The following is a 21,794-nucleotide window of genomic DNA, read 5'->3' as shown; positions in this document are numbered from 1 at the left end:
GTCAGTTCGCCTCCGGATTGCCGTGGTGGGGACCATCAGGCAGCGCCGCAGCGCGGCGGCCCGACTGGGAACGGCGCGTCCACGCCTGCAACAGGTTGATCAACAGCAGCAGCCCGAACGAGATCACCAGCATCACCACCGCCACGGCAGTGGCGCCGGCGTAGTCGTACTGCTCCAGCTTCGAATAGATCATCAGCGGGGCAATCTCGGACACCATCGGCATGTTGCCGGAGATGAACACCACCGAGCCGTACTCGCCCGTGGCCCGGGCGAACGACAGCGCGAAGCCGGTCAGCAGCGCCGGCAGGATGGCCGGCAGGATCACGCGCCAGAAGGTCTGGAGCCGCGAGGCGCCCAGGCTGGCGGCGGCCTCCTCAAGCTCGCGCTCCACGTCTTCCAGCACCGGCTGCACCGTGCGCACGACGAAAGGCAGGCCGATAAAGGTCAGCGCCACCACCACACCAAGCGGCGTAAACGCCACCTTGATGCCGAGGGGCTCCAGGTACTTGCCGATCCAGCCATTGCCCGCGAACAGCGCCGTCAACGCAATACCGGCCACGGCGGTGGGCAGCGCGAAAGGCAGGTCCACCAGCGCGTCGATCAGGCGCTTGCCCGGAAAGCGGTAACGCACCAGCACCCACGCCACCACCAGCCCGAACACGGTATTGATGATGGCTGCCACCAGCGACGCGCCGAAGCTCAACTGATAAGACGCCACCACGCGCGGCGCGGTCACCGTGGTCCAGAACGCGTCCCACGTCATCGTGAAAGTCTTCAGGAACGTGGCCGACAGCGGGATCAGGACGATCAGCGTCAGATAGAAGATGGTGAAACCCAGGGACAGGCCGAAGCCGGGCAGCACGGTAAACCGTTGCGTGCCGGAGCGGGCCGGCCGGCGCGGCGCGTCGGTGGGCGCAGGGGCCGCCAGGGTGATCGATGGGGGCATGTCGTCTCGTCTTTATGAAGCCGGCGCATAAGGCGCCGGGGTACGAGACAAATTTTGCAGATGCGCCCTTATAAACAGAACGAATCTTTACGTATTTCTTTAATCGTTTTAGATATAAGGGACGGTCGGACTGACCTCGGCAGAGGCCTCCCAGGTGTCCGAACCGTCACCTGAAGCCAAAATCCGTCCATCGGACTCAATTCTTTGCAGCAAAGTGGCGAGTAGGGCCTGCCCTTCTGGCCACTCGCCCAGCCCGGAATCGGCATTGATATGGCCGAGGGGGCCGGCATCGACCAGCTCGCTGCCCCAGAGCGTGCCCCAGCTGAAGGCGGTGCGCTGGTGCATCCACGGATCGTTGCGGCTGGCCACGAGAATGGTCGGAAACGGCAGCCGGGAGGTCGGCAGCAGCGGCGCCACGCCGAACTTGTCCGGATCGGCCGGCGCCACCAGCAGCACGCCGGCCACGCCGGCCGGGTCCAGCACGGCCTGGCGCAGCGTGGCCAGGCATCCAAAACTGTGCGCCACAAGCACCGCCCCGCGCGGCGCCACGCGCTGGGCTCGGGAGATGCCTTCCGAGACCCGCTCCGCCCAGAGCGGCAGGCTGGGGCGCCCCCAGTCGTGCTGGTCGATTCGCTGCCAGTCCGGAAACTTCGCTTCCCAGCGGCTCTGCCAGTGGGCCGGCCCACTGCCATGGAGCCCGGGCACGGTCAGGATCTGCAAGCCGCGCGGCACCGCCAGGCGCGGCGCGGCCGTGCTATCCGACAACAAAGCGGACAACGAAGCGATCGATGCTGTCATGCGGGCTCCCTTTGCGCGGGGTTCGATGGATGATCCGATGCATGCAAGTGACGTGCCGACACCGGCTCCCCGGCCACGGCCACGCCCTGCCCCAGCGCGATGCCCGCGTCCTGCAGCCGCGCCACGGCCACGTCGTCCTGCACGCGCCGGCCGATCAGCGTCACGCCGGCGGTATCGGCGCTCGCACGCAGGCCGGCCAGCTGGCGGTCCGTCCAGGTGCGGCGCATGTCCAGCTTGAGCCAGTCCGGCAGCGCGTGCGCCATCAGCGCGCCGGCCTCGGCCGGGTCCGATGCCTGCAGGCTCACCTTGAAGCCATTGCGCCGGTAGTTGCCCACCACGTGCAGCAGCAGCGGCAGGTCGTCATTGGCGCTGGCCGGCACCTGGATCACGAAACGATCGATCGGCAGCCCCAGCGACTCCAGCGCGCGCCGGAACGCCGCGCCGTGGTCGTCCGCCACGGCGGCGAGCAGCCGGTTGTGAACATTCAAGACAAGCTGATGGGAACCATCGGCCGCGAAGTAGTTGATGGCGTGCACCAGCCGCGACAGGCGGTCCAGCGAGACCAGCGAGGCATCGTCCGCCGCCATCGCGAACAGCTTCCACGCCGCCAGCCCCACGCCGTCCTCGGCATAGGTGCGGATGGAGCCCTCGTGGGCCACCACCTCGCGCGCCGCCAGCGTCACCAGCGGCTCGAACGCGCTGGTCAGCGAGCAGTTGAAATACTGGCCCTGCACCTGCCCCCGGGCGTCGCGCCACAGCTCGCGCCCCGGCACCGGCACACGCGGCAGGGTGTCGAGATAGGTGGCCAGCGGGCTGGCCGACGAAGACAGGGCTTGCGTCGAAAGGGTCATGGCAACTCCGCCGGCAACGCCGGTGCGTGGATGGCCTGATGGATCATCATAGAAGCTCCTCCGCCAACGGGGCATGAAGATTCTGCGAGGTCGATACTTCCGTGGGGGTCTCCGCGGCCGGGTCCGCCTTCCGCATCACGCGGTCGAGCACCGCCGCCTCCAGTTCCGCGAACGCCGCCGCGCCGCGCTGGCGGGGCCGGGGCAGGTCCACGCGCTGGTCCAGCGCGATGCGGCCGTCCTCGATCAGCACCACGCGGTCGGCCAGGGCAATCGCCTCGGACACATCGTGCGTGACCAGCAGCGCCGTGAAGCCGAGCCGGCGCCACAGCGATTCGATCAGCCCCTGCATCTCGATGCGCGTGAGCGCGTCCAGCGCGCCGAGCGGCTCATCGAGCAACAGCAGGCGCGGATGGTGGACCAGCGCCCGCGCCAGTGCCACGCGCTGCCGCTGGCCGCCGGAGAGCCGCGCGGGCCATTCGCCGGCACGCTCGGCCAGCCCCACCTGGGCCAGCACGTTGGCCGCGTCGTCGCGGCGCGTGCGCGGCAGGCCCAGCGCCACGTTGTCCAGCACACGCTTCCACGGCAGCAGCCGCGCGTCCTGGAACATCACGCGGATATCCTCGCGCACCGCCCGGCCCCCACGGGCGTGGGGGGCCTCGCTCCTGTCGATGTTCACGGCGCCGCCATCGGCTGCCTCCAGCCCCGCCACCAGCCGCAGCAGCGTGCTCTTGCCGCAGCCGCTGCGTCCGACGATCGCCACGAACTCGCCTGGCTGCGCCTGGAGGTCAATGCCGTGCAGCACCTCCCGGCCGTTGTAGCGCTTGACCACCTGCTCCACGCGCAGGGACACCCCCCCGGAAGGTCGGGTATCGCGCGTATCGCGGGTATCGCGCGTCGCCGGCCGCGTCGGGGCACGGGCGGCCAGCCCCGCGTCAAGGTAGGCCAGCGCCGCCTGTTCCACCGGATGGGTATGCATCGTCGACTCCTTGTTCATGTCGTTTTCAGGTCAGGCGGACTGGTAGCCCGGATGCCAGCGCAGCCAGAAGCGCTCCAGCGCGCGCGACAGCACATCCGCCAGCTTGCCGAGCAGCGCGTAGAGCAGGATGCCCACCAGCACCACATCGGTCTGCAGGAATTCGCGCGCGTTCATCGTCATATAGCCGATACCTGACTGCGCAGAGATCGTCTCGGCAACGATCAGAATCACCCACATCAGGCCGAGCGAGAACCGCACGCCCACCAGGATGTTCGGCAGCGCGCCGGGCAGGATCACCTCGCGGTACAGCCGCCAGCCGGACAAGCCGTAGCTGCGCGCCATCTCCACCAGCCCCGGGTCCACCGCGCGGATGCCGTGATACGTGTTCAGGTACACCGGGAAGAACACGCCCAGCGCCACCAGGAACAGCTTGGCGGTCTCGTCGATGCCAAACCAGAGGATCACCAGCGGAATCAGCGCCAGCGTGGGGATGTTGCGCACCATCTGGAGCGTGCTGTCGAGCAGCGTGGCGGCGGTGCGGAAGGTGCCGGTCAGCAGCCCGAGCGCGAGGCCCAGCCCGCCGCCCACGGCCAGCCCCACCACCGCACGCCAGGTGCTGACCCAGACATGGCGCCACAGCTCGCCGGAGGCGGCCAGCGTCCACGCGGCCTCCACCACGGCCAGCGGCGCCGGCAGCACGCGGTTGGACAGCCAGCCCAGTTGCGACGCCGCCTGCCACACGCCAATCAGCAGCACCGGCACGATCCACGGGGCGATGGCCTGCGCGTTGATGGTCGGCACGGAAATGCGTTTCGATTGAGACATCTGAGACATCTTGAGACCCTCCCCCGCGCTAGCTCTGCGACGCACGCGGCACGATGCCGGTGGCCATCACTTCGCCGAACGGCCCGGACAGCACCTGCCCCGGCAGCTTCTCCCGCACGGTGCGCGGCAGCAGCGGGAACACCAGCTCGGCAAAGCGGTACGCTTCTTCGAGGTGCGGGTAGCCGGACAGCACGAAGGTGTCGATGCCCAGCGCCGCGTATTCCTCGATGCGCGCCGCCACGGTCTGCGGATCGCCCACCAGCGCCGTGCCGGCACCGCCACGCACCAGCCCCACACCGGCCCACAGGTTGGGACTAATCTCAAGCGCCTCGCGCGTGCGCTCGGCCCCGCCCGCGTGGAGCGCAGCCATGCGGCGCTGCCCTTCCGAATCCATCCTGGCGAACACGGCCTGCGCGCGCGCCACGGTCTCGTCGTCGAGCCGGCTGATCAGGTCTTCGGCGGCGGCCCAGGCGGCATCGTCGGTCTCGCGCACGATTACGTGCAGACGGATGCCGAACCTCACCGTGCGGCCATGCTTCGCCGCGCGGGCGCGCACATCGGCCAGCTTCTTTGCCACATCTGCCGGCGGCTCGCCCCAGGTCAGGTAGGTATCGACCTGCTCGCCCGCCAGCTCGTGCGCGGCCTCGGACGACCCGCCAAAGTACACCGGCGGATGCGGGCGCTGCACGGGCGGGTACAGCACCCGGGCGCCCTTCACGGTCAGGTGCTTGCCGCTGAAGTCGATCTGGCCGCTGTCATGGCTGGCGGCCAGCACGTCACGCCAGATGCGGATGAACTCCGCCGACGCCTCGTAGCGCGCCGCATGGTCGAGGAACAGGCCATCGCCCTCCAGCTCCGCCACGTCGCCACCGGTGACCAGGTTCACCAGCAGCCGCCCGCCGGAGAGCCGGTCGAACGTTGCCGCCATGCGCGCGGCCAGCGTCGGCGTCATCAGCCCGGGCCGCACCGCCACCAGGAACTTGAGCTGGCGCGTCACGGCGGACAGCGCGGACGCCGCCACCCACGGGTCTTCGCAGGAACGGCCGGTGGGAATCAGCACGCCTTCATAGCCGAGCGTATCGGCGGCGACGGCAATCTGCTTCAGATAGTCGAAGCTGACCTCGCGCGCGCCTTCGGACGTGCCCAGGTAGCGGCTGTCGCCATGGGTGGGGATGAACCAAAACAGTTGCATGTCGGGCCTCGTAATTTGTCTAGATATGGGGGGATCAGGGGATCAGCGGGGTTCAGCGCTGGGCCTGCTGGGTCGGCGCCTTGCCGGCCGGCGGGGTCCAGGCGGCATCGGCCACCTGGATCGGCTTGGGAATCAGCTTGAGCGTGTGGAAGGCATCGGCAATGCGCTGCTGCTCGGCCAGCACGGCGGGCGTGACCGGCTTGGCGCCATAGGAAAACCTTGAAACGGCGAGGTCGAGCACGGTGGCGTCGAGGCCGGTTTCCTTCACCAGCACCGTGCTGGCGTCCTTCGGATGCTTCCCGGCCCATTGGCCCAGTTGCGCGAGTTCGTCGAGGATCGTGCTCACCACGTCCGGCTTGGCCTGCGCGTAGGGGCGCGAGGCCAGGTAGAACTGGTGATTGCTGACCACGTTCTTGCCATCCGCGCTGCGTCCGTCGATCAGCACGCGCGCGCCCAGTTGCTTCTCGGCGGCGGCCAGGAACGGGTCCCAGATCACCCAGGCGTCCACCGCGCCGCGCTCGAAGGCGGCCCGCGCATCGGCGGGCGGCAGGTAGACCGGCTGGATCTCGCTGTAGGCCACGCCGGCCGCCTCCAGCTGCTTCACCAGCAGGTAGTGCACGTTCGAACCCTTGTTCAGCGCCACGCGCTTGCCGCGCAGGTCCGCCACGGACTTCAGCGCGGAGCCCTTTGGCACCACGATGGCCTCGGCGGTCGGCGCGGGCGGCTCATTGCCGATGTAGGCCAGTTGCGCGCCGGCGGCCTGCGCGAAGATCGGCGGGGCCTCGCCCACGGTGCCGAAATCGACGGCGCCCACGTTGAGCCCCTCCAGCAGCTGCGGGCCGGCCGGGAACTCGGTCCACTTGACCGTAATGCCCTGCGGCGCAAGACGTTTCTCAAGCGTGCCGCGCGCCTTGAGCAGCGTCAGCGTGCCGTACTTCTGATAGCCAATGCGCAGCAGCTTCGGGTTCACGGTCTGCGACTGGGCCTGTACCGGCGCGGCCAGCAGCCCGTAGGCCAGGCCGGTGGCGAGGACCAGCGCGCCCGTCAACAGGCGGCGGCGTTTAGAGAGGGAGCGAGCAATGGGCGATGTCATGCGAGTTGTCCTGGATCTGTCTATGAGAGAAATCTGAAAGCGACGGGCCACGGGCGACAGGCCTCCCTGCCGGCTGGCGAACAGCGGCATCGGGCAAGCGGTCTTCCGGGAATGCGCGCGCGTCAGGCGCGGCGCGGGGGATTCAGGTCAGGCGGGACATCGCCGGCGGGCGATGCGGATCGGGCTGGCAGACATCGGGCGCTCCTTGGTGGGTCTTCCTGATGGATCTTCCTGATGGGCCGGGGCGGCACGCGCGATGGCACCGCCCCGTTGCGGATTTACTTCCGGCCCGGCTGGTAGACCTGGTCGAACGACCCGCCATCGGCGAAGTGCGTCTTCTGGGCCTTTTGCCAGCCGCCAAATACCTCGTCGATCGTGAACAGCTTCACCTTCGGGAAGTTGGCCGCGTACTTGGCCGCCACCTTCTCGGAAATTGGCCGGTAGTAGTTCTTGGCGGCGATTTCCTGGCCCTCGTCGGTGTAGAGGAATTGGAGGTAGGCTTCGGCCGCCTTGCGGGTGCCCTTCTTGTCCACCACCTTGTCCACCACGGCTACGGGTGGCTCGGCCAGGATCGAGACCGACGGCGCGACGATATCGAACTTGTCCGGACCCAGTTCCTTGATGGCCAGGATGGCCTCGTTCTCCCAGGCGATCAGCACGTCGCCCAGGCCGCGTTCCACGAACGTAGTGGTGGCCCCGCGCGCGCCCGAGTCGAGCACCGGCACGTTCTTGAGCAGCGCCGAGACGAAATCGCGGGCCTTGGCGTCATTGCCGCCCGGCTGGCGCAGCGCATAGCCCCACGCGGCCAGGTAGTTCCAGCGCGCACCGCCCGAGGTCTTCGGGTTCGGGGTGATCACCTGCACGCCCGGCTTGACCAGGTCGCCCCAGTCCTTGATCTGCTTGGGATTGCCCTTGCGCACCAGGAACACGATGGTCGAGGTGTACGGCGAGGCGTTGTGCGGCAGGCGCTTCTGCCAGTCCGGCTTGATCCAGCCCTTTTCGGCGATGGCGTCGATGTCGTAGCCGAGGGCGAGGGTGACCACGTCGGCGTCCAGCCCGTCGATCACGGAGCGGGCCTGCTTGCCCGAACCGCCGTGCGACTGGCGAATCGTCACGGCATCGCCACCCTGCGCCTTCCAGGCCTTGGCGAAGGCCGCGTTCACATCCACGTACAGCTCGCGCGTGGGGTCATACGATACGTTCAGCAGATTGGTGGCCGAGGCGGTCTGGGCGGCGCCGAGTGCGGAGAGTACGGCGAGGCCGATGGCCAGCTTGCGAATCATCTTGTCTTGCTCCCGTCAGGTGTCAATGGCGTGGAAACCGGCCCGGATGGCTTCCGGGCTTCTGTCAGGGTTAGAGACTACCGACGGGGTCTTCTGAACGGAACGAATGGTTTCGCCGATCCAAGCACGAAATCCGCATAAGAACGGGCAGGAATATGCACATATCCGCCCGAAAGGCGCCGGGCGGCGCCCAAAAAAGAAAGCCCGCGAAGCCGGAGAAGCATCGCGGGCCAAGTTTCCATTTCCGGAAACGGGTAGACAAGTCATGAAGAGCGCCCCCGCATCTCCATGACGGATGCCATCTTATCCAGCGCACGCCACTCCGGGATTGACCCATATCAAAGCCGGCATAGGCTGGGGTAATCCGGTACGGTTTGGGCGGGAAATCCGCAATGGCCGGCGCCGCCCCACGCGCGGACAATTGCAGGCTGTCCATCAACGCCGCCCATCGTGACGTCCCCCCTGCCCTTGCGCAGCCCCCGGCTGCATTTCGATCTCACGACCGTCCAGCTGTTCATCGCCGTGGCCGAACTCGGCGGCATCACGCGTGGCGCCGAGCGGCTGCACCTGGCCCCGGCCGCAGCCTCGCGCCGCGTCCTCGAACTGGAGGCCCAGCTGGGCGTGGCGCTGTTCGAACGCCTGCCCCACGGCATGGCGCTGACCGAAGCCGGCCGCGCCCTGCTGGCCCACGCGCGCGGCATCACCCACACCGTGCAGCGCATGCAGGACGATGCGGCCTCCTTTATCGGCGGCGATCTTGGCGTGGTGCGCATTGCTGCGCCGAAATCCGCCGTGATCCAGTTCCTGCCTTTCGATATCCAGCGCTGTGCCGCCGCCTGCCCGGGCGTGCGCATCGACCTCCAGGAGATGAACAGCCTCGAGGTGCAGCAGTCGCTGCGGCGCGGCACCGTGGATATCGGCATCTACGAAGGCAGCCTCGGCATGATCGACCTGCCGACCGCGCCCTACCGGCATGACCGGCTGGTGCTGGTGGTGGCGCGCGACCATGCGCTGGCCGGGCACGCCCAGGTGACCTCGGACGATGTGCTCGACTGCGACCTGATCGTGCTGGGCGAAGGCTCGGCCATCTCGCTCGGGCTGGAACGGCTGGCCGAGGAAGCCGGGCGGGTGCTGCGCATGCGCATGCGCGTGGGCGGCTTCGACAGCATCGCCGCGCTGGTGGCGCAGAACCTGGGTTGCGGCGTGATGCCGGAGGCCGTTGCGGGCGAGGTGGCGGGCGGCAGCCGCTTCGTGCGCCTGCCCATCGACGCCCCCTGGGCGCAGCGGCAGTTCGTGCTGTGCCATCGCCCGGCGGACGCGCTGTCCTCGGCGGCGCAGGGCGTGCTCAAGGTGCTTGCGCAAAACGCGTAACCAGAATCCCCCAAATAGCGATAGCCCGCGCCGGGCGCATTGCGGATGATGGCTCCATAACAATCACGGATGGAGACAGGCAATGCAGCGCAGACAATTCCTACTCGGAGCCGTGGCCGGACTGGCCGTGCCGGGCCTGATGCCCAGCCTGGCGCGGGCGGCCGATGTGGCCGGCCCGGTGCGCATCGTGGTGGGCTTCGCCCCGGGCGGCGGCACCGACGTGCTGGCGCGGGTCATCGGCCAGAAGCTCGGCGCGATGTGGAACACCAGCGTGCTGGTGGAGAACAAACCCGGCGCCACCGGGGCGATTGCCGCGGCTTATGTGGCGAAACAGCCACCTGACGGCACCACGCTGCTGATGGCGCACGTCAACAGCCATGCCATCGGCCCGGCGCTGCTGGACGTCAAGTACGACCCGCGCGCCGACTTCACGCCGATTTCGATGGTCGGTGTCACCCCCAACATGCTGACCTGCCGTCCCGAGCAGAAGGTGCGTACGGTGAAGGATATCGTCGCGCTGTGCCGCCAGAAGCCGGGGCAGATCTCGTTCGGCTCGTCCGGCATCGGTTCGGCCCAGCATCTGGCGCTGGAAATGTTCCGGCTGCAGGCCAAGCTCGATGTGGTGCATGTGCCCTACAAAGGCTCCGGCCCGCTCGTGGCGGACCTGATCGGCGGCCAGATCGACTACGCGTTCGACACCATGACCGCCGCCACGCCCTTCATCCAGCAGGGCAAGGTCATCGCCATCGCCCAGACCCGGCTCAAGCGCGCGGCCAGCCATCCCAATGTGCCGACGCTGGCGGAATCGGGCTTTCCCGGGCTGGACGCAGCGTCGTGGTACGGCCTGGTCGGGCCGAAGGGGATGTCCCCGGCGCTGGTGCAGCGCATGAACGACGACGTCAACCGCGTGCTGCTCATGCCCGATGTGGCCGAGCGGCTCAAGAGCTTCGGCGCCGAAGATTCCGGCGGCTCGAGCCAGCAGTTCGGCGCCTTTATCGCGTCCGAGTCCACCAAGTGGGCCAAGGTCGTGAAGGACGCCGGCGTGAAAGCCGAAAGCTGATGGCTGCGAGACGGCGCGCCCGCGCGCGCCACCCTCGCCCCCCTCTCCACGAATTCAGGATTCACCCGATGACAGATCTCAGCCAAGCTGGCGCCGCGGCGCCTGCCACCCCCCTGCCGCTGGCCGGCGTGCGTGTGCTCGACGTGAGCCAGGTCATGGCCGGCCCCTACGCCTGCATGCTGCTGGCCGACCTCGGCGCCGACGTGATCAAGATCGAACCGCCCGATGGCGGCGACCAGACGCGCGGCGCCATGGGTTTCAAGATGAAGGGGCCGGACAGCATGGGCTTCCTTAACATGAACCGGAACAAGCGCAGCGTCACGCTGGACCTCAAGACCGATTCCGGCCGCGAGGTGCTCTACCGGCTGGCGGAAACCGCCGACATCCTGGTCGAGAACTACCGGCCCGGCGTGATGAAGCGGCTTGGCATCGACTATGAGACGCTGGCCAAGATCAATCCGAAGCTGGTGTACGTGAGCATTTCGGGCTTCGGCCAGAGCGGGCCGTGGGCCAACCGGCCGGGCTTCGACCTGATGGCGCAGGCCATGTCGGGCGTGATGAGCGTGACCGGCTACCCCGGCGGCGCGCCCGTGAAGGCTGGCGTGCCGGTCGCCGATATCGGCTGTGCGCTTTTCGCCACTTACGGCATGCTGGCGGCCTATATCGGCGCCAAGCAGACGGGCAAGGGGCAGTACGTGGATGCGTCGCTGTTCGACTCCGCGCTGGCGTTCTCGGTGTGGGACACCTGCGAGTACTGGGGCACGGGGCGCGAGCCCGAGCCGCTGGGCACGGCCAACCGCATGAGCGCGCCCTACCAGGCCATGAAGGCCGCCGACGGCTACTTCGTGATGGGCGCCACCAACCAGAAGCTGTGGCAGTTGCTGTGCCAGACGCTGGACCGGCATGACCTGCTCAAGGACGAGCGCTTCGCCAGCGTGTCGCTGCGGCTGGCCAACCGGCCGGCGCTGATCGCCGAGCTGGAGCAGAGCTTCGCCAAGGCGAGTTGCGATGAATGGATCGAGCGGCTGCTCGCCGTGGGCATCCCGGCCGGGCCGATCCTGACCTACCCGCAAGCGTTCGACAGCGAGCACGGCAAGCATCGCCAGATGCGCATCGAGATCGACCATCCGATCGAGGGCAAGGTGCCCAATATCGGCTTCGCGGTGAAGATGGGCGGCACGCCCCAGCAGGTGCGGCGCCCGCCGCCGCTGCTGGGCCAGCACACCGCGGAAATCCTGGCCGAGCTGGGCCTCTCGCAGGACAAACAAGAGTCGCTGGCGACGGCCGGCGCGTTCGGATCATGAGCGCCCCGCTGCCCTCCCCGGAGGGGCAGGTCACGCTGACGGTGGCGGGCGGCATCGCCACGCTCACCTTCGACCGCCCCGCCGCGCGCAACGCGATGACCTGGGCGATGTACGAGCAGTTGGCCGGGCACTGCCGCACGCTGGCCGCGCAGGGCACGGCCGGCGCCCGCGTGGTGGTGCTGCGCGGCGCCGGCGGCGAGGCCTTCGTGGCCGGCACCGACATCGCCCAGTTCCAGCAGTTTTCCAGTGGCGACGATGGCGTGGATTACGAGTCACGCATCGACGAAGGCATCCGGCTGGTCGAGCAGCTGCCGATGCCTACCGTGGCGGTGATCGAAGGCTGGGCGGTCGGCGGCGGGCTCGCCATCGCCACGGCCTGCGACTTCCGCCTCGCCACGCCCAAGGCCCGCTTCGGCGTGCCGATCGCCCGCACGCTTGGCAACACGCTGTCGGCGCTGAACCTCACCCGGCTGCGCGCCGCCTGGGGCCTGCAACCGGTGCGCCGCATGCTGTTGCTGGCCCAGATCCTCGACGCGGACGCCGCCCTGGCCTGCGGATTCCTCGAAGGCGTGCACACGCCTGAAGCGCTGGAGGCCGAAGTGGCCGCCCTGTGCGACCGCCTCGGCGCCCTTGCCCCCGTCACCCAGACCGTGGTCAAGGAAGCCCTGCGCCGCCAGACCGTGGCCGCCGTGGCGAACACCGACGACCTGGTCCGGCAATGCTATGGGAGCGAGGATTTCCGGGAAGGGGTGGATGCGTTCGTGGCCAAGCGGTCGCCGGTGTGGCGGGGAAGCTGACTCCAGGCGGGGAGACTTGCGGACAAGACCATATTTGGTCTATATTTGGACCCCATCCACCATGGACCGAGGGAGCCAAGCCGTGAAATTCTCCACCCAGGTCAAACCCATCAGTTACCTCAAGAGCCACGCCGCCGAGATCGTCAAGGACATCTCGGCGTCGCGCGAGCCGATGCTGATCACCCAAAACGGCGAGGCCAAGCTCGTGGTCATGGATGTGCGCACGTTCGAGGAACAGGAAGAAACCCTCGCCCTGCTGAAGCTGCTGGCGATGGGCGCCCGCGACATCGAGCGCGGGCGTTTTCGTGATGTGGAGGACGTCTTCGCCGACCTAGATAAGGACGACGACGCGTGAGGGCCGTCTTCCTTGCAGCGGCAGAAGAGGATTTGCACGAACTGCGCCGCTACATCGTCCGGCGCTTCGGCAAGGCAAGTTGGCAGGAAACCTTGCAGGGCATCAAGGACTCGGTGCGCACGATCCAGGCCTTTCCGGAAGGCGGTGCCATCCCCGACGAACTGGCAGACCTCGGCCTCCGGCAGTACCGACAGGTCATCTCGGGCATGAACCGGATCCTCTACGAGGTCAGGGCTGACGTCCTGTACATCCACATCGTCTGCGACACGCGCCGCGACATGCGCACCCTCCTTTCCCGCAGGCTCCTGCGAGCAACTCCAGAAGGCAACTAGATGCGAAAAACGGCCCGGAGGGTATCCCCCTCCGGGCCGTTTTCTTGTACCGGCAGATTAGCCAGCCGCTCAGTCCACCATCTTCCCAAATGTGAACGCGCCGTCTTCGTAGTCCACCGGCACCACGTCCTTGGCGGCGAACTTGCCTTCGAGGATGGCGCGGGCCACCGGGTTCTCGATCTGCTGCTGGATCGCGCGCTTCAGCGGCCGGGCGCCGAACACCGGGTCGTAGCCTGCGCTGGCAATCTTCTCCAGCGCCGCCTCGGTCACGTCCAGCGTCATGTCCATGCGTGCCAGACGCGCCTGCAGCCGTTGCAGCTGGATGCGGGCGATGGACTCGATGTGCTGCTGGTCCAGCGAGTGGAACACCACCACCTCGTCGATCCGGTTCAGGAACTCGGGCCGGAAATGCGTGCGCACCTCCTGCCAGACCGCGCCCTTCACCACGTCCTGCGGCTCGCCGGACATCGACTGGATCAGGTGCGAGCCCAGGTTGCTGGTCATCACGATCACCGTGTTCTTGAAATCGACCGTGCGGCCCTGGCCATCGGTCAGGCGACCATCGTCCAGCACCTGCAGCAGCACGTTGAACACGTCCGGGTGCGCCTTCTCCACTTCATCGAGCAGGATCACGGCGTACGGCTTGCGACGCACCGCCTCGGTCAGGTAGCCGCCCTCCTCGTAGCCCACGTAGCCCGGGGGCGCGCCGATCAGCCGGCTCACGCTGTGCTTCTCCATGAACTCGCTCATGTCGATGCGGATCAGGTGATCCTCCGAGTCGAACAGGAACTCGGCCAGCGCCTTGCACAGCTCGGTCTTGCCCACGCCGGTCGGCCCCAGGAACAGGAACGAGCCATAGGGCTTGTTCTCGTCCGCCAGGCCGGCGCGCGAGCGGCGGATGGCGTCGGACACCAGCCGCACGGCCTCGTCCTGGCCCACTACGCGGGCGTGGAGCCGGTCTTCCATCTTCAGCAGCTTGTCGCGCTCGCCCTGCATCATCTTGGCGACCGGAATTCCGGTGGCGCGGCTGACCACCTCGGCGATTTCCTCGGCGCCCACCTGCGTGCGCAGCAGCTTGTTCGGCTGCTTCTGCTCGCTGGCCTCGGCCTTGGTCGCCGCCTGCAGCTTGCCTTCCAGTTCCGGCAGCTTGCCGTACTGAAGCTCCGCCACCTTGTCCAGCTTGCCCTCGCGCTGCAGCCGGGTGATCTCGAGCTTGATCTTCTCGATCTCTTCCTTCAGCGCAGCCGCGCCCTGGGCAGCGCCCTTCTCGGCGCGCCAGATCTCGTCCAGGTCGGCATATTCCTTCCCAAGCCGCTCGATTTCCTGTTCGATCAGCTCCAGCCGCTTGCGCGACGCCTCGTCGCTCTCCTTCTTCACGGCCTCGCGCTCGATCTTGAGCTGGATCGTGCGGCGCTCGAGCTTGTCCATCGCCTCCGGCTTGGAGTCGATTTCCATCTTGATGCGCGCGCCGGCCTCGTCGATCAGGTCGATGGCCTTGTCCGGCAGGAAGCGGTCCGTGATGTAGCGGTGCGAGAGTTCCGCCGCCGCGACGATGGCCGGGTCGGTGATCTCCACGCCGTGGTGCAGTTCGTACTTTTCCTGCAGGCCGCGCAGGATGGCGATGGTCGCCTCCACGCTCGGCTCTTCCACCAGCACCTTCTGGAAGCGGCGCTCCAGTGCGGCGTCCTTCTCGATGTACTTGCGGTACTCATTGAGCGTGGTCGCGCCGATGCAGTGCAGCTCGCCGCGCGCCAGCGCCGGCTTGAGCATGTTGCCGGCATCGATGGCGCCCTCGGCCTTGCCCGCGCCGACCATGGTGTGGATTTCGTCGATGAAGACGATGGTCTGGCCTTCGTCCTTGGCCACGTCGTTCAGCACGGCCTTGAGCCGTTCCTCGAACTCGCCGCGATACTTGGCGCCGGCCAGCAGACCGGCCATGTCGAGCACCAGCACGCGCTTGTTCTTGAGCGTCTCGGGCACCTCGCCGTTGACGATGCGCTGGGCCAGCCCTTCGACGATGGCGGTCTTGCCCACGCCCGGCTCGCCGATCAGCACCGGATTGTTCTTGGTACGGCGCTGCAGGATCTGGATGGAGCGGCGGATTTCGTCGTCACGGCCGATCACCGGGTCGAGCTTGCCCGCACGGGCGCGCTCGGTCAGGTCGACGGTGTATTTCTTGAGCGCCTCGCGCTGCGATTCGGCATCGGCACTCTGCACCGTGTCGCCGCCCCGCACGGCCTGGATGGCTGCCTCGAGCGACTTGCGCGACAGCCCATGCTCGCGCGCAATGCGACCGCCCTCGCCCTTGTCGTCAGCCACGGCGAGCAGGAACAGCTCGCTGGCAATGAACTGGTCATTGCGCTTGATGGCTTCCTTCTCGGTGGCGTTGAGCAGGTTGTTGAGGTCGCGGCCCACCTGGACCTCGTTGGTGCCCTGCACCTGCGGCAGCCGCTTGATGGCGGCGTCCAGCGCGGTCTGCAGGCCGCTGACGTTCACGCCGGCGCGCGCCAGCAGCGTGCGCGCGGCGCCATCGTTCTGCGCCAGCAGCGCGCGCAGCAGGTGCACCGGTTCGATGTACTGGTTGTCATGCCCCAGCGCCAGGCTCTGCGCATCAGCAAGCGCCTCCTGGAACCGGGTGGTGAATTTATCGAGTCGCATTCGGATCCCTCTCTCTCTAGGAAAGTGTGTCCTGTTGCGCGGGGTGGCCCGGCCCGGACACGTTACTTCGGAAAGATAGGGCTGTGACTTGACATTTCAAGGCTGACGGGCAGATTTCGAGCGGCGGCGCCAAAGCCATATGGCGACCGCAGTGACCACCAGCGTCGTCACAAACGAGGGAAGCCAATACAACAACGCTTCGAAGTTGTATCCGTCCTCAGCGGGATCGAAACGCCGGTAATGGTCGAACAACCACTGTCCGAGCCACGGAGGAATAGAAATGACCTCCGAGTAATCCAGCCACTTGGCAGTCAGGTACAGAGGAAAAAGCACAAGCCACGCGGCCAGCAACACGACTTTGACAAGTGCCTTTAAGACCGCCGTCACGGCGTGGACCTCTTGACCGTGAGTCTGCCGTAGCAGGCAACATCCGTGTTGGGAATCCGGCCGACAGTCGATGCTTTGAGCAAAGCCCTCAGGCGGTCAAAGTCGGTGTGGCTGTTGACAGCAATGCAACCTTCACTGATGCCTTGCGAACCGTTAGGGTGGAGGCGAAACTCCCCGCGCTCCACTTCGGCACAGAATCGCGAGACATCGTCCACTCTTCCATCCGCGGCGAAGAGGGCGAACCACCTGCGCCTGTCGGTCGAAAACGGATTTTGCTCCCGAAACCATCTCAAACGCCCGCCGGAGGGCCGGTCTAACACGTAATAAGTGCCAGGCGTGATCGGACCGGAGTTCTTGCGACAGGCGGCAAGATAACTATTGATGTCCCCATCTCGTCCCGAGAATGCCGGCACATCGAGTACGCCGGCCCGAAGCCGACTCATGGGCCGGTCGTTGAGATTAAACGTCAAATCGATCATGACTCGATGCTCCTTCGTGAAAGGAGCATCGAGATTGGCTTAGGGGCGCGCCAGGCCCAATAGGAATTGTTCGAAAGCGGTCATCAAACTGACTGGGGTCAGAACGCTCCCGTCGAGATGTGGGGTCTCTCGACGGGAAACGTGGCGTTTAACGCACCTGCCCGACTAGTTCGGCACGTTCACCGTCGATCCACTCACCGAAATCACATCGCCCGCCGCCGGGGTGGCGGCGATCGGGGGGACGTTCGAGGGCAGGATCTGGGGTGCCGGTGCGGCGGAGCCTCCGCGCGGCGTGGTGCGCACCACCTGCGACGGCGGCAGCGCGGTGCCGCTGCGGAGGTTGGCGTACACGGCGTCAAGCGCCCGGTTCAGGTACACGTGCAGCGGGATGAAGGTGTTGGCGTAGCCGGGCAGCACGTCGATGAAGGCGTCGAAATGCTGGCCGTTGGTCACCTCTATATAAGAGAGCTTGCTGGCCGTGCCTTCCGCCACCTTGTTCAGCCCCAGGTAGGGCCGCGAGGTGTGGTTGACCGGCAGCAGGCCGTCGCTGCGGCCATGCACGATCATCGCCGGCTTGCCGCGCAGGTTGCCGGTGCGCAGGGTCTGGCCGATGCCCGCCTGGAGTGCTGCGCTGTTGGTCAGCAGGTCGCGCAGGCAGTTGGCGCCGGGCAGGTTGGCGTCCTGTGCGCCGCCGACACTGTTGATCGAAAGGAAGTCGCGGGCGGGGCCACCCTGGGCTTTCTCGTTCATCAGCGTCACGCCGGTGCTAGGCGGCACGCCGTTGCCGGTGGAGAACGTCAGGGCCAATATGTTTGGCGGGATGGTCACCGGGGTGCCGGTAGCGCCGCCCGGCGAGGCGAAGGTGTAGTCGCACAGCTTGTCGGTCACGCTGGCACGCGAGTAGGAGTTCGCGTACGTCACCGAGATCGAGCTGGCCACTTCGAGCGATGAAAGCGATGCATGCAGCACATCGGATTCTGGCTCCCAGCCGGCGGCGTGCAGGCGTGTGAAGGCATCGGTCGACTGGTCAGTCAGCGACGCGCCCGTGAGTAGCCCGTTGCCGACCAGCGAGCCGCAGCGATTGGCGCCCTGGATGACCGTCACCGAGGTGAACGGTGCCGGCAGCGACGCCGTGCCCGCGCAGAGCGAGAACAGATTCGCCGTGGTGGTGTAGTCATACAGATGCCGCCCGGATGACCCCACCGTCACCCCGCCCCGCTTCACGGTAATGGCCGGCACGGCGGGCATGTTCACGTTCGGCTCGCCCACGGCCACGCCGTCGATCAGGCCGTTCGTATCCTGCTCCGCTGCCGCGATGGCCGCGCCGCCGCCGTTGGAGACGGCCGAGGCGATCACCAGGATCTTGTCCTTGCCGATGGAGGCCTGCCGCACCCCGTCGGACCCCACGGTGCCGAATTTATCGTTGATCGCCCACATGGCGAACTCGATGGCCTGGAGCGTGTTCAGCCCCCAGTTGGCTTCCGGATTCTGCTTCGAGTGGGCATGCTTGTAGGCCAGCCGATGCGGATTGGCGGTGGTGAAGTCCGCCAGCGTCTGCGCGCCCGGCTGCGCCGCGAACTGGGCCAGCTTGCCGGCGCCGGTACGGGCCTGGCGGGTGCCGTTGATCAGCGGCACGGTGTCCGAGTCGAGGTCGTGCGGCGCCGCGCCGGTGCCCTTGTCGGTGTAGGCCACGGCACAGCCACGCTTGAGGCCCCATTCGCCGACCGAAATCCCGCCGTAGATGCCGCGCGAGCCCGACGAGGTGGCCGAGATCAGGCACGGATTGGCGGGGTCGAAATTGGTCGGGATCTGCGCCATGACCGTCACGTTCTGCTGGCCGGTGCCATCGTCGGCAAAGGCGATGTACTCGGTACCGGGCACCTTGCCCTGGCTGGCCGTGACGTTGCCCTGGGCATCCACGTTCGGCCCGTACAGCGAGCCGTAGCCACCCAGCGGGTTGGTATCGACGATGGCGCGGTAGTTATTGAAGATGGCGATGCGGCGCAGCTCGGCCGCCGTGGGCGCGGCGGGATCGGCCGGCACCGGCGCGGTGGCCGTGGCGATCAGGCCGTCCTTGCCGAGTCCGGCAGTCAGCAGGTCGTCGGTATTGCCGTCGTAGTTCTGCACGCCGATGGTGCCCACCACGAAAGTCGGCCGGTTGTTCGGGTTCTGCGTCGTGGGGCCGCCGCCGCCCCCGCCGTTGTTATTGTCATCCCCGCCGCCGCAGGCGCCAATCAGCAGCACCGCCACGGCGGCGGCGATGGCGGTCTGGCATCGTGGATCGACTAGTAGTTTTCCTGCGCGCGTTGCAAGGCTGTGCGTCATGGGGTGTCTCCTGTTATGTATGCCGGCGGGGCCGGATCGGTAAAACAGAAACAAGACCAACGAACCGCAAACTGCAAACCGCAAATGCAATACGACGAGGGGCGATGAGGCGCGACGGGGCGCGATGGGGAACACGCCCGGGCGGAGCGCCGTATGCGTCCCTCCCGGGACATAGTAGACGGTTCAGGTGGTGGGATGCGAGCCGGCAGTCAGTCGACTGCCAGCTATAGCGCCACTACCGGAACCTGTATGTGCGACCCGGTACACAGGCATCGGGCCGGCCAAGTGCTTGACGGAAAAGGGAAAACGCTCAGGCGAGCGCGCGCCAGGTCCAGATGCCGAGGGCCGTGAGCACCAGCGAGCCGCCCAGGTGCACCACCACGTGGGCCAGCGCCCAGCGATAGTCGCCGGCCATCAGGTTGCCGACCACCTCGCTCGAGAACGTCGAAAACGTAGTCAGGCCGCCGAGGAAGCCGGTGACGGCCAGCAGCCGCCATTCGGGCGAGAGGCCCGGGTGCGACTGGAAGAACGCCACGGCGATGCCGACCAGATAGCCGCCCACCAGGTTGGCGGCCAGCGTGCCGTACGGCAACGCCGGGTTGGCCGCGTTCCAGCATACGGAAAATCCCCAGCGCAGCCAGGCGCCCACGGCGGCGCCGGCGCCCACCGCCACAAATCCAAGCGGACCCATTCAGCCTTCCTTGTTATTGTTCGACGTGTTGTTCGACGTGTTGCTCGATGATTCGGCGTTGAACGATTCGATGCCCCAGCGGCGCAGCGCCGCATCGTCCGAGACCCGCGCATCGACCCAGCGCGCGCCCTCGGGCGTTTCTTCCTTCTTCCAGAACGGCGCCTCGGACTTCAGGTAGTCCATGATGAACTCGCACGCGGCGAAGGCATCGCCCCGGTGCGCGGAGGCCACCGCCACCAGCACGATCTGGTCCAGCGGCTGCAACAGCCCCACGCGATGGACGATGGTCACGCCAAGCAGCGGCCAGCGCGCGCGCGCGGCGGCTTCGATGCGCTCCAGCGACTTCTCGGTCATGCCTGGATAGTGCTCGAGCTCCATCGTGCGGACCGCCGTACCATGCGTGACATCGCGCACGGTGCCGATAAAGCTGGCCACGGCGCCCACGCCGGGATTGCTGGCCCGCAGCGCCGCCACTTCCGCGCCGAGGTCGAAATCGTCGTGCTGCACGCGTGCGCTCATCTCAGCCTCCGGTCACGGGCGGGAAGAACGCCACTTCGCAGCCCTCGGCCAGCGGGGTGTCGGCGCGGGCCACGGCGTGGTCCACGGCCATGCGCAGGGCGCGGCCCTCGGCCAGCGCCTCGGCCCAGTGGCCGCCGCGCTCGCGCAGCCAGCCGCGCAGGTCGCCCACGGTGCGTACGCTGGCGGGCACCTCGGCGCGCTCGGCGCCCTGCCCCACCTGCTCGCGCACGCTGGCGAAGTATCGGAGTTCGATTTGCATGATGGTTGGGTCCGCGCGTCAGCCCAGCAGGCCGTCGAACGGGATGAATTGCACGGTGTCGCCGCGGCGAATGGTCTGGTTGGGCGGGTTGTCGATCAGCCCGTCGCCCCAGACCGTAGACGTCAGCACGCCCGAACTCTGGTTCGGGAACAGGTCGAGGCCGCCCGCGTCGTTGAGGCGCGCGCGCAGGAATTCGTTGCGGCGGTCGCCACGCGCCAGATCGAAATCGGCACGCAGCGGCAGGCGGCGCGGCGTCACATCGGCCACGCCTTGCAGACGCAGGATGAACGGCCGCACGAACAGCAGGAAGGTGACGAAACTCGACACCGGGTTGCCGGGCAGGCCAAGGAAGTGCGCCGGGCTGTCCGAGCCATTCGCCACCTGGCCGAAGGCCAGCGGCTTGCCGGGCTTGATGGCGATCTGCCAGAGGTCCAGCCGCCCTTCGGCCTGCACGGCCGGCCGGATATGGTCTTCCTCACCCACCGAGACGCCACCCGAGGTGATGATCAGATCACACCCTTCGGCGGCGCGGCGCAGGGTGTCACGCGTGGCGGCCAGCGTGTCCGGCACGATGCCGAAGTCGGACACTTCGCAGCCCAGGTTTTCGAGCAGGCCGCGCAGCGTGAAGCGGTTGGAGTTATAGATGGCGCCCGGCTTGAGCGGCTCGCCGGGCATCGCCAGTTCGTCGCCGGTAAAGAACACGGCCACGCGCACGCGGCGCACCACGTCCAGCCTCGCCTGTCCCACCGAGGCCGCCAGTCCCAGCGCCTGCGGCGTCAGCCGCGTGCCGGCCGGCAGGATTTCCGCGCCGGCCTCGATGTCCTCGCCTGCGCGGCGAATCCATTCGCCCGAAGCCGGCACATGATTGACGACGACCGCGTCGCCATCGGCCACGCACTGCTCCTGCATGACCACGGCATCAGCGCCAGGCGGGATCAGGCCGCCCGTGAAGATCCGCGCGGCAGTGCCGGCGGCCAGCGCCGTGCCCACGTGGCCGGCCGGAATCCGCTGCGAGACCGGCAGGCGCGTGCCCGGCGCGGGCACGTCGGCGGCGCGCATCACGTAGCCATCCATCGAGGTATTGTCGGCGGGCGGCACGCGCAGCGTGCTGGTCACGGGCGCGGCCAGCACGCGGCCGTTGGCGTCGAGCGTGTCGACGGTCTCGGTGGCCGTCAGCGGACGCACGCCGGCCATCAGGGCCACGAGCGCCTCGGCCATGGTCAGCATCGGCGGACGGTTGGCCGCAGCAGTTTGGGTGGGGGCTTGAGTCATGTGAGCGTGGCTGGAATCAGG

Annotated in this window: 22 protein-coding genes; 6 read left to right on the top strand and 16 right to left on the bottom strand. The window is 67.5% G+C overall.

What is annotated here, in order from left to right:
- Position 1 precedes the first annotated feature (1 nt).
- From cysT to SB751_RS10685, 8 genes are all read right to left on the bottom strand, one after another.
- Complete coding sequence (gene cysT, locus SB751_RS10720) at positions 2 to 946, bottom strand: sulfate ABC transporter permease subunit CysT (RefSeq protein ID WP_144200649.1); 945 nt, start codon at positions 944 to 946, stop codon at positions 2 to 4.
- A 108-nt stretch (positions 947 to 1,054) separates the two neighbouring features.
- A complete protein-coding gene (locus SB751_RS10715; protein WP_144200651.1) occupies positions 1,055 to 1,744 on the bottom strand; it encodes an RBBP9/YdeN family alpha/beta hydrolase in 690 nt (229 codons plus the stop codon).
- Positions 1,741 to 2,595 carry an EAL domain-containing protein gene (locus SB751_RS10710; protein ID WP_144200653.1) on the bottom strand — a complete coding sequence of 285 codons (855 nt, stop codon included), beginning with the start codon at positions 2,593 to 2,595 and terminating at the stop codon, positions 1,741 to 1,743. The genes SB751_RS10715 and SB751_RS10710 overlap by 4 nt, the downstream gene beginning before the upstream one ends.
- Positions 2,596 to 2,641: 46 nt before the next feature.
- Positions 2,642 to 3,571: an ATP-binding cassette domain-containing protein gene (locus tag SB751_RS10705; protein WP_211943156.1), complete on the bottom strand. Its 930-nt coding sequence runs from the start codon at positions 3,569 to 3,571 to the stop codon at positions 2,642 to 2,644.
- Positions 3,572 to 3,601: 30 nt separating this feature from the next.
- Entirely contained in the window at positions 3,602 to 4,396 is a 795-nt protein-coding gene (gene ssuC / locus SB751_RS10700) for an aliphatic sulfonate ABC transporter permease SsuC (RefSeq protein WP_144200655.1), read from the bottom strand.
- Positions 4,397 to 4,424: 28 nt separating this feature from the next.
- Complete coding sequence (gene ssuD, locus SB751_RS10695; protein WP_211943144.1) at positions 4,425 to 5,588, bottom strand: FMNH2-dependent alkanesulfonate monooxygenase; 1,164 nt, start codon at positions 5,586 to 5,588, stop codon at positions 4,425 to 4,427.
- Positions 5,589 to 5,640: 52 nt separating this feature from the next.
- The gene (locus SB751_RS10690; protein ID WP_410748020.1) at positions 5,641 to 6,681 is read right to left on the bottom strand and encodes a sulfonate ABC transporter substrate-binding protein; all 1,041 of its coding nucleotides are present in this window, start codon (positions 6,679 to 6,681) and stop codon (positions 5,641 to 5,643) included.
- 278 nt (positions 6,682 to 6,959) lie between these two features.
- Complete coding sequence (locus tag SB751_RS10685) at positions 6,960 to 7,964, bottom strand: sulfate ABC transporter substrate-binding protein (protein WP_144200661.1); 1,005 nt, start codon at positions 7,962 to 7,964, stop codon at positions 6,960 to 6,962.
- Positions 7,965 to 8,414: 450 nt separating this feature from the next.
- Here SB751_RS10685 and SB751_RS10680 point away from each other — a divergent pair, with 450 nt between their 5' ends.
- The 6 genes from SB751_RS10680 to SB751_RS10655 all read left to right on the top strand — a co-directional run bounded on the left by SB751_RS10680 (position 8,415) and on the right by SB751_RS10655 (position 13,183).
- Positions 8,415 to 9,335 carry a LysR family transcriptional regulator gene (locus tag SB751_RS10680; RefSeq protein ID WP_211943145.1) on the top strand — a complete coding sequence of 307 codons (921 nt, stop codon included), beginning with the start codon at positions 8,415 to 8,417 and terminating at the stop codon, positions 9,333 to 9,335.
- 82 nt (positions 9,336 to 9,417) lie between these two features.
- Entirely contained in the window at positions 9,418 to 10,395 is a 978-nt protein-coding gene (locus SB751_RS10675) for a Bug family tripartite tricarboxylate transporter substrate binding protein (RefSeq protein WP_211943146.1), read from the top strand.
- Positions 10,396 to 10,463: 68 nt separating this feature from the next.
- A complete protein-coding gene (locus SB751_RS10670) occupies positions 10,464 to 11,699 on the top strand; it encodes a CaiB/BaiF CoA transferase family protein (RefSeq protein ID WP_144200667.1) in 1,236 nt (411 codons plus the stop codon).
- Complete coding sequence (locus tag SB751_RS10665; protein ID WP_211943147.1) at positions 11,696 to 12,496, top strand: enoyl-CoA hydratase/isomerase family protein; 801 nt, start codon at positions 11,696 to 11,698, stop codon at positions 12,494 to 12,496. Before SB751_RS10670 ends, SB751_RS10665 begins: the two co-directional genes overlap by 4 nt.
- 82 nt (positions 12,497 to 12,578) lie before the next feature.
- Entirely contained in the window at positions 12,579 to 12,851 is a 273-nt protein-coding gene (locus SB751_RS10660; RefSeq protein WP_092289416.1) for a type II toxin-antitoxin system Phd/YefM family antitoxin, read from the top strand.
- Positions 12,848 to 13,183: a type II toxin-antitoxin system RelE/ParE family toxin gene (locus SB751_RS10655; protein ID WP_144200672.1), complete on the top strand. Its 336-nt coding sequence runs from the start codon at positions 12,848 to 12,850 to the stop codon at positions 13,181 to 13,183. Before SB751_RS10660 ends, SB751_RS10655 begins: the two co-directional genes overlap by 4 nt.
- Before the next feature lie 69 nt (positions 13,184 to 13,252).
- On the opposite strand, the gene clpB is transcribed toward SB751_RS10655, so the two are convergent.
- The 8 genes from clpB to glp form a co-directional block, all read right to left on the bottom strand.
- Complete coding sequence (gene clpB / locus SB751_RS10650; RefSeq protein ID WP_144200674.1) at positions 13,253 to 15,841, bottom strand: ATP-dependent chaperone ClpB; 2,589 nt, start codon at positions 15,839 to 15,841, stop codon at positions 13,253 to 13,255.
- Positions 15,842 to 15,937: 96 nt separating this feature from the next.
- A complete protein-coding gene (locus SB751_RS10645) occupies positions 15,938 to 16,228 on the bottom strand; it encodes a hypothetical protein (RefSeq protein ID WP_144200676.1) in 291 nt (96 codons plus the stop codon).
- Positions 16,225 to 16,707 (bottom strand): DUF2778 domain-containing protein, encoded by a 483-nt coding sequence (locus tag SB751_RS10640; RefSeq protein ID WP_144200678.1) that lies wholly within the window; start codon positions 16,705 to 16,707, stop codon positions 16,225 to 16,227. Before SB751_RS10640 ends, SB751_RS10645 begins: the two co-directional genes overlap by 4 nt.
- Before the next feature lie 165 nt (positions 16,708 to 16,872).
- Entirely contained in the window at positions 16,873 to 19,032 is a 2,160-nt protein-coding gene (locus tag SB751_RS10635) for a 3-hydroxybutyrate oligomer hydrolase family protein (RefSeq protein WP_410748019.1), read from the bottom strand.
- 310 nt (positions 19,033 to 19,342) lie between these two features.
- Positions 19,343 to 19,723: a fluoride efflux transporter CrcB gene (gene crcB / locus SB751_RS10630; protein WP_144200682.1), complete on the bottom strand. Its 381-nt coding sequence runs from the start codon at positions 19,721 to 19,723 to the stop codon at positions 19,343 to 19,345.
- Complete coding sequence (locus SB751_RS10625) at positions 19,724 to 20,242, bottom strand: molybdenum cofactor biosynthesis protein MoaE (RefSeq protein ID WP_211943151.1); 519 nt, start codon at positions 20,240 to 20,242, stop codon at positions 19,724 to 19,726.
- 1 nt (position 20,243) lies between these two features.
- Entirely contained in the window at positions 20,244 to 20,501 is a 258-nt protein-coding gene (gene moaD / locus SB751_RS10620) for a molybdopterin converting factor subunit 1 (RefSeq protein ID WP_144200686.1), read from the bottom strand.
- Between the two features lie 18 nt (positions 20,502 to 20,519).
- Positions 20,520 to 21,728 carry a gephyrin-like molybdotransferase Glp gene (gene glp / locus SB751_RS10615; protein WP_144200907.1) on the bottom strand — a complete coding sequence of 403 codons (1,209 nt, stop codon included), beginning with the start codon at positions 21,726 to 21,728 and terminating at the stop codon, positions 20,520 to 20,522.
- Between the last annotated feature and the right edge of the window lie 66 nt (positions 21,729 to 21,794).

The sequence above is a fragment of the Cupriavidus sp. SIMBA_020 genome, from assembly GCF_046535395.1.
GTDB lineage: Bacteria > Pseudomonadota > Gammaproteobacteria > Burkholderiales > Burkholderiaceae > Cupriavidus > Cupriavidus campinensis.
The sequence above is the reverse complement of the archived record's forward strand: the minus strand, read 5'-3'. Positions and strand labels throughout refer to the sequence as shown.

Bases quoted from the DNA above. Each gene is read 5' to 3' on its own strand.
- cysT (WP_144200649.1), bottom strand. From the start codon at position 946: ATGCCCCCATCGATCACCCTGGCGGCCCCTGCGCCCACCGACGCGCCG.
- SB751_RS10715 (WP_144200651.1), bottom strand. From the start codon at position 1,744: ATGACAGCATCGATCGCTTCGTTGTCCGCTTTGTTGTCGGATAGCACG.
- SB751_RS10710 (WP_144200653.1), bottom strand. From the start codon at position 2,595: ATGACCCTTTCGACGCAAGCCCTGTCTTCGTCGGCCAGCCCGCTGGCC.
- SB751_RS10705 (WP_211943156.1), bottom strand. From the start codon at position 3,571: ATGCATACCCATCCGGTGGAACAGGCGGCGCTGGCCTACCTTGACGCG.
- ssuC (WP_144200655.1), bottom strand. From the start codon at position 4,396: ATGTCTCAATCGAAACGCATTTCCGTGCCGACCATCAACGCGCAGGCC.
- ssuD (WP_211943144.1), bottom strand. From the start codon at position 5,588: ATGCAACTGTTTTGGTTCATCCCCACCCATGGCGACAGCCGCTACCTG.
- SB751_RS10690 (WP_410748020.1), bottom strand. From the start codon at position 6,681: ATGACATCGCCCATTGCTCGCTCCCTCTCTAAACGCCGCCGCCTGTTG.
- SB751_RS10685 (WP_144200661.1), bottom strand. From the start codon at position 7,964: ATGATTCGCAAGCTGGCCATCGGCCTCGCCGTACTCTCCGCACTCGGC.
- SB751_RS10675 (WP_211943146.1), top strand. From the start codon at position 9,418: ATGCAGCGCAGACAATTCCTACTCGGAGCCGTGGCCGGACTGGCCGTG.
- SB751_RS10670 (WP_144200667.1), top strand. From the start codon at position 10,464: ATGACAGATCTCAGCCAAGCTGGCGCCGCGGCGCCTGCCACCCCCCTG.
- SB751_RS10665 (WP_211943147.1), top strand. From the start codon at position 11,696: ATGAGCGCCCCGCTGCCCTCCCCGGAGGGGCAGGTCACGCTGACGGTG.
- clpB (WP_144200674.1), bottom strand. From the start codon at position 15,841: ATGCGACTCGATAAATTCACCACCCGGTTCCAGGAGGCGCTTGCTGAT.
- SB751_RS10640 (WP_144200678.1), bottom strand. From the start codon at position 16,707: ATGATCGATTTGACGTTTAATCTCAACGACCGGCCCATGAGTCGGCTT.
- SB751_RS10635 (WP_410748019.1), bottom strand. From the start codon at position 19,032: ATGACGCACAGCCTTGCAACGCGCGCAGGAAAACTACTAGTCGATCCA.
- crcB (WP_144200682.1), bottom strand. From the start codon at position 19,723: ATGGGTCCGCTTGGATTTGTGGCGGTGGGCGCCGGCGCCGCCGTGGGC.
- SB751_RS10625 (WP_211943151.1), bottom strand. From the start codon at position 20,242: ATGAGCGCACGCGTGCAGCACGACGATTTCGACCTCGGCGCGGAAGTG.
- moaD (WP_144200686.1), bottom strand. From the start codon at position 20,501: ATGCAAATCGAACTCCGATACTTCGCCAGCGTGCGCGAGCAGGTGGGG.
- glp (WP_144200907.1), bottom strand. From the start codon at position 21,728: ATGCTGACCATGGCCGAGGCGCTCGTGGCCCTGATGGCCGGCGTGCGT.